Source organism: Pseudonocardia sp. SID8383 (assembly GCF_009864975.1).
GTDB lineage: Bacteria > Actinomycetota > Actinomycetes > Mycobacteriales > Pseudonocardiaceae > Pseudonocardia > Pseudonocardia alni.
In genome coordinates, this window is record NZ_WWFY01000559.1 from 1 (window position 1) to 4,145 (window position 4,145).

Below are 4,145 nucleotides of genomic sequence, written 5' to 3' on the forward strand. Positions count from 1 at the left end.
GCTCGACCCGGACGGCGCCGCCGCGCTCTGGGCGTCCGGCCGCGCGCCCTGGCAGGTCCTCGCGGGTGCCGCGCGCGGGCGGGCCTGGACGGCGGCGCACCGGCACACCTCGATGCCCTACGGCGTCGCCTACCACGTGGCGCTGTGGGAACCGGCGTGAGCGCCCCTCCGTCGACGGCACCGCCGCTCGTGGTCGTGGTCGGGCCGACCGCGACCGGCAAGTCGGACCTCGGGCTGGAGCTGGCACTGGTGCTGGGCGGGGAGGTCGTCAACGCCGACGCGATGCAGCTCTACCGCGGCATGGACGTCGGCACCGCGAAGCTCACCCCGCACGAGCGGCGCGGCGTCGTCCACCACCAGCTCGACGTCCTCGACGTCACCGAGACCGCCTCGGTCGCGGCCTACCAGCGCGAGGCCCGCGCCGTCGTCGAGGAGCTGCGCGCCGCCGGACGTACGCCGGTGCTCGTCGGCGGCTCGGGTCTCTACGTGCAGGCCGTGCTGGACGAGCTGGAGTTCCCCGGCACCGACCCGGAGCTGCGCGCCGCGCTGGAGGCCGAGCTGGACCGCGACGGGTCCGGCGCGCTGCACGCCCGCCTCGCCGCGGTCGACCCGGTCGCCGCGGAGCAGGTGCTGCCCTCGAACGGGCGGCGGATCGTCCGCGCGCTCGAGGTGATCGCGCTGACCGGCAGGCCGTTCCGGGCGACGCTGCCCGGCGCGGGCACCCCCCGCTACGACGCCGTGCTGCTCGGCGTGGACCGCGACGTCGCCGAGCTCGACGAGCGCGTCGCGCTGCGGGTGGACCGGATGCTCGACGGCGGTCTGGTCGACGAGACCCGCGCCCTGCTCCGCCACGGGCTGGCGCAGGGCCGCACCGCGTCCCGCGCGCTGGGCTACCGGCAGGTGATCGAGGCCCTCGACCGCGACCCGGCCCACCCCGACCTCGCCGGTGTCCGGGAGGAGACGGTCCGGGCGACCCGGCGGTTCGTGCGCCGCCAGCGCTCCTGGTTCCGCCGCGACCGCCGCATCCACTGGCTCGACGGCGCCGACCCGGACCTGGTGGCCTCGGCGCGCGCGGTGCTCGCTCGTAGGCTGGTGGCATGACCGGCGGTATCGCGTTCAGCAAGGGGCACGGCACGCAGAACGACTTCGTGGTGCTGCCCGACCCGGACGCCGCGCTCGACCTCACCCCGGCCCGCGTCGCCGCGCTGTGCGACCGCCGCCGCGGCCTCGGCGCGGACGGTGTGCTGCGGGTCGTGCGCTGGACGGAGCTCGCCGGGGAGCCCGGCGTCGGTGAGCCGGCCGACGGCGTCGAGTGGTTCATGGACTACCGCAACGCCGACGGCTCGCTCGCCGAGATGTGCGGCAACGGCCTGCGCGTGTTCGCCCGCTACCTGCACGAGTGCGGCTGGGCCACCGGCGGGCCGGTCGGCACCCGGAACGGGGTGCTCGACACCGCGGTCGGGCCGGACGGGGTCTCGGTCGGGCTCGGCACGGTCGGCGTCGGCCCCGCGTCGGTCGCCACCAGCGGCGACGCGCGTTTCGACGGCATCGCCCTCGACGTCGGCAACCCGCACCTGGCCTGCGTCACCGCGGCCGACCCGGACACCCTCGACCTGACCCGTGCGCCCTCGTTCGACCCGGCGCTGTTCCCGAACGGGGTGAACGTCGAGTTCCTGACCCCGCTGGACGGTCCCGCCGACGGCGGCCACATCCGGATGCGGGTGCACGAGCGCGGCGTGGGGGAGACCCGCTCCTGCGGCACCGGGACCGTCGCCGCCGCCGTCGCCGCGCTGCGGCACGCCGGGCACTCCGCCGGCGACGTGCAGGTCACCGTCCCGGGCGGGCTGCTGCGGGTGACGGTGGAGGCGGGTACCGACGAACGGACCGGGCCCACGACGCTGCACGGCCCGGCCGTACTGCTCGCGTCCGGGGAGCTGGACCGGGCGTGGTGGGACGCGCCCGCCTGAGCGTCGCGAATCCGGGCGGACACGGGCCCCGCGACGTGGGAGGATGGGGTCAAGATGACTGATGCCCACACGCACCCCTCCGTGACCCCCTCCGCGCCGAACCCGGTTCCGACGGGTGGCGAGCTCGACCTGGAGGAGCGCACGTCGCTGCGCCGGATCCACGGGCTGTCCACCGAGCTCACCGACATCACCGAGGTCGAGTACCGCAAGCTCCAGCTGGAGCGGGTCGTGCTCGTCGGCGTCTGGACCGAGGGCACGGCCGAGCAGGCCGAGAACTCGATGACCGAGCTGGCCCGCCTCGCCGAGACCGCCGGTTCCGAGGTGATGGACGGCCTCGTCCAGCGCCGCTCCAGCCCGGACCCGGCCACGTTCATCGGCTCCGGCAAGGTCGAGGAGCTGCTCGGAACCGTCCGCGCCACCGGCGCCGACACCGTGATCTGCGACGGCGAGCTGTCACCCGGCCAGCTCCGCCAGCTGGAGGAGCGGCTCAAGGTCAAGGTCATCGACCGGACCGCGCTGATCCTCGACATCTTCGCCCAGCACGCCCGTTCGCGGGACGGCAAGGCCCAGGTCGAGCTCGCGCAGCTGTCCTACCTGCTGCCGCGGCTGCGCGGCTGGGGTGAGGCGCTGTCCCGGCAGGTCGGTGGCCGCGCCGCGGGGGGTGTCGGTATCGGTGGCCGTGGTCCCGGTGAGACGAAGATCGAGCTGGACCGGCGCCGGATCCGCGCGCGCATGTCGAAACTGCGCCGCGAGATCGGTGCGATGCGCCAGGTCCGCGAGACCCAGCGCGGCAGCCGTCGCCGCAACGAGATCCCCTCGGTCGCGATCGTCGGCTACACCAACGCGGGCAAGTCGAGCCTGCTCAACCAGCTCACCGACGCCGGGGTGCTGGTGCAGGACGCGCTGTTCGCGACGCTGGACCCGACCACCCGTAAGGCGCAGACGCCCGACGGGCACGAGTACACCCTCACCGACACCGTCGGGTTCGTGCGGCACCTGCCGCACCAGCTCGTCGAGGCGTTCCGCTCCACGCTGGAGGAGGCAGCCCGGGCCGACCTGCTGGTGCACGTCGTCGACGGGTCCGACCCGCTGCCCGACGACCAGATCGCCGCGGTCCGCCAGGTGCTCGTCGAGGTCGGTGAGGCTGCGGGCGACACGATGCCGCCCGAGCTGCTCGTGATCAACAAGAACGACGCGGCCGGTGACCTCGCGCTGGCCCGGCTGCGGCACGCCCAGCCGGACGCGGTGTTCGTCTCCGCGCACAGCGGCGCCGGGATCCGCCGGCTCCGGGAGTGCATCGCCGAGCGACTGCCGCGCCCGGAGTACGAGGTCGACCTCCTGCTGCCCTACACCGAGGGTGCGCTGGTCGCGCGGCTGCACGACGACGGCGAGATCCTCGCCGAGGAACACACCGCCGACGGCACCCGGATCCGGGCGCGGGTGAAGCCCGAGCTGGGCACCGCGGTGCTGCCGTTCGCGGTGGCGGGCTCGGCCCTGCCGACGGGGGCCGGCACCGACCTGCCGGCGACGGCGGCGGGCCACTGAGCGTCCCACCGGCCGGGCGGCGGGGTCCCGGGATCGTGGCCCGCCGCCTGACCGCGGTCCTCTGCCTGACCGGTGCACTCACGGGTGCGGCCGCGCCGCCGCCCGGGGCGACCCCGGCCTGCTCGATCGACGACCCGCGGCTGGCGGAGCTGTCCGGGCTGGTCGCCGAGGGCCCGCCCGGCGTGGCCCCGCAGCGCTACCACGCCATCGTCGACGGCGGCGGGACCGCGCGGGCGTTCACCCTGGACCCGGCCGGCTGTGCGGTCACCGGGACCCGGCGGGCCGACGTCCCGGTCACCGATGTCGAGGACCTCGGCCTCGGACCGGGCGGGGAGCTGTGGCTCGCCGACACCGGCGACAACGGGGCACTGCGCGGGTCGGTCCGGCTCGTCGTGCTGCCCCCGGCCGGGCCGCCACGGGTGCACGACCTGGTCTACCCCGACGGTCCGCGCGACGTCGAGGCGCTGCTGGTCGGCGACGACGGCGTGCCCCTGCTGGTCGACAAGTCCACCGGGGCCGCCGGGGTGTACCGGCCTGCCGCGCCGCTGCACGACGGCGGGGACCCGGTGGAGCTGCGCCGGGTGGCACAGGTCGTGCTGCCCTGGTCCGGCACCGGCGGCGGGCCGCTCGGGG

3 protein-coding genes and 1 pseudogene are annotated in these 4,145 nt (G+C 75.9%); all 4 read left to right on the top strand.

What is annotated here, in order from left to right; all coding sequences use genetic code 11:
• Positions 1-156: 156 nt before the first annotated feature.
• Positions 157-1,101: a tRNA (adenosine(37)-N6)-dimethylallyltransferase MiaA gene (gene miaA, locus GTW08_RS13735; RefSeq protein ID WP_161152001.1), complete on the top strand. Its 945-nt coding sequence runs from the start codon at positions 157-159 to the stop codon at positions 1,099-1,101.
• Positions 1,098-1,967 (top strand): diaminopimelate epimerase, encoded by an 870-nt coding sequence (gene dapF, locus GTW08_RS13740; RefSeq protein WP_202417143.1) that lies wholly within the window; start codon positions 1,098-1,100, stop codon positions 1,965-1,967. Before miaA ends, dapF begins: the two co-directional genes overlap by 4 nt.
• A gap of 54 nt (positions 1,968-2,021) precedes the next feature.
• Positions 2,022-3,512: a GTPase HflX gene (gene hflX / locus GTW08_RS13745; protein ID WP_073577430.1), complete on the top strand. Its 1,491-nt coding sequence runs from the start codon at positions 2,022-2,024 to the stop codon at positions 3,510-3,512.
• Between the two features lie 35 nt (positions 3,513-3,547).
• Positions 3,548-4,145 (top strand): annotated as a pseudogene (locus GTW08_RS13750) (hypothetical protein); the annotation flags it as partial.

Coding starts and splice junctions, on each gene's coding strand:
- dapF (WP_202417143.1), top strand. CDS start 1,098: ATGACCGGCGGTATCGCGTTCAGCAAGGGGCACGGCACGCAGAACGAC.
- hflX (WP_073577430.1), top strand. CDS start 2,022: ATGACTGATGCCCACACGCACCCCTCCGTGACCCCCTCCGCGCCGAAC.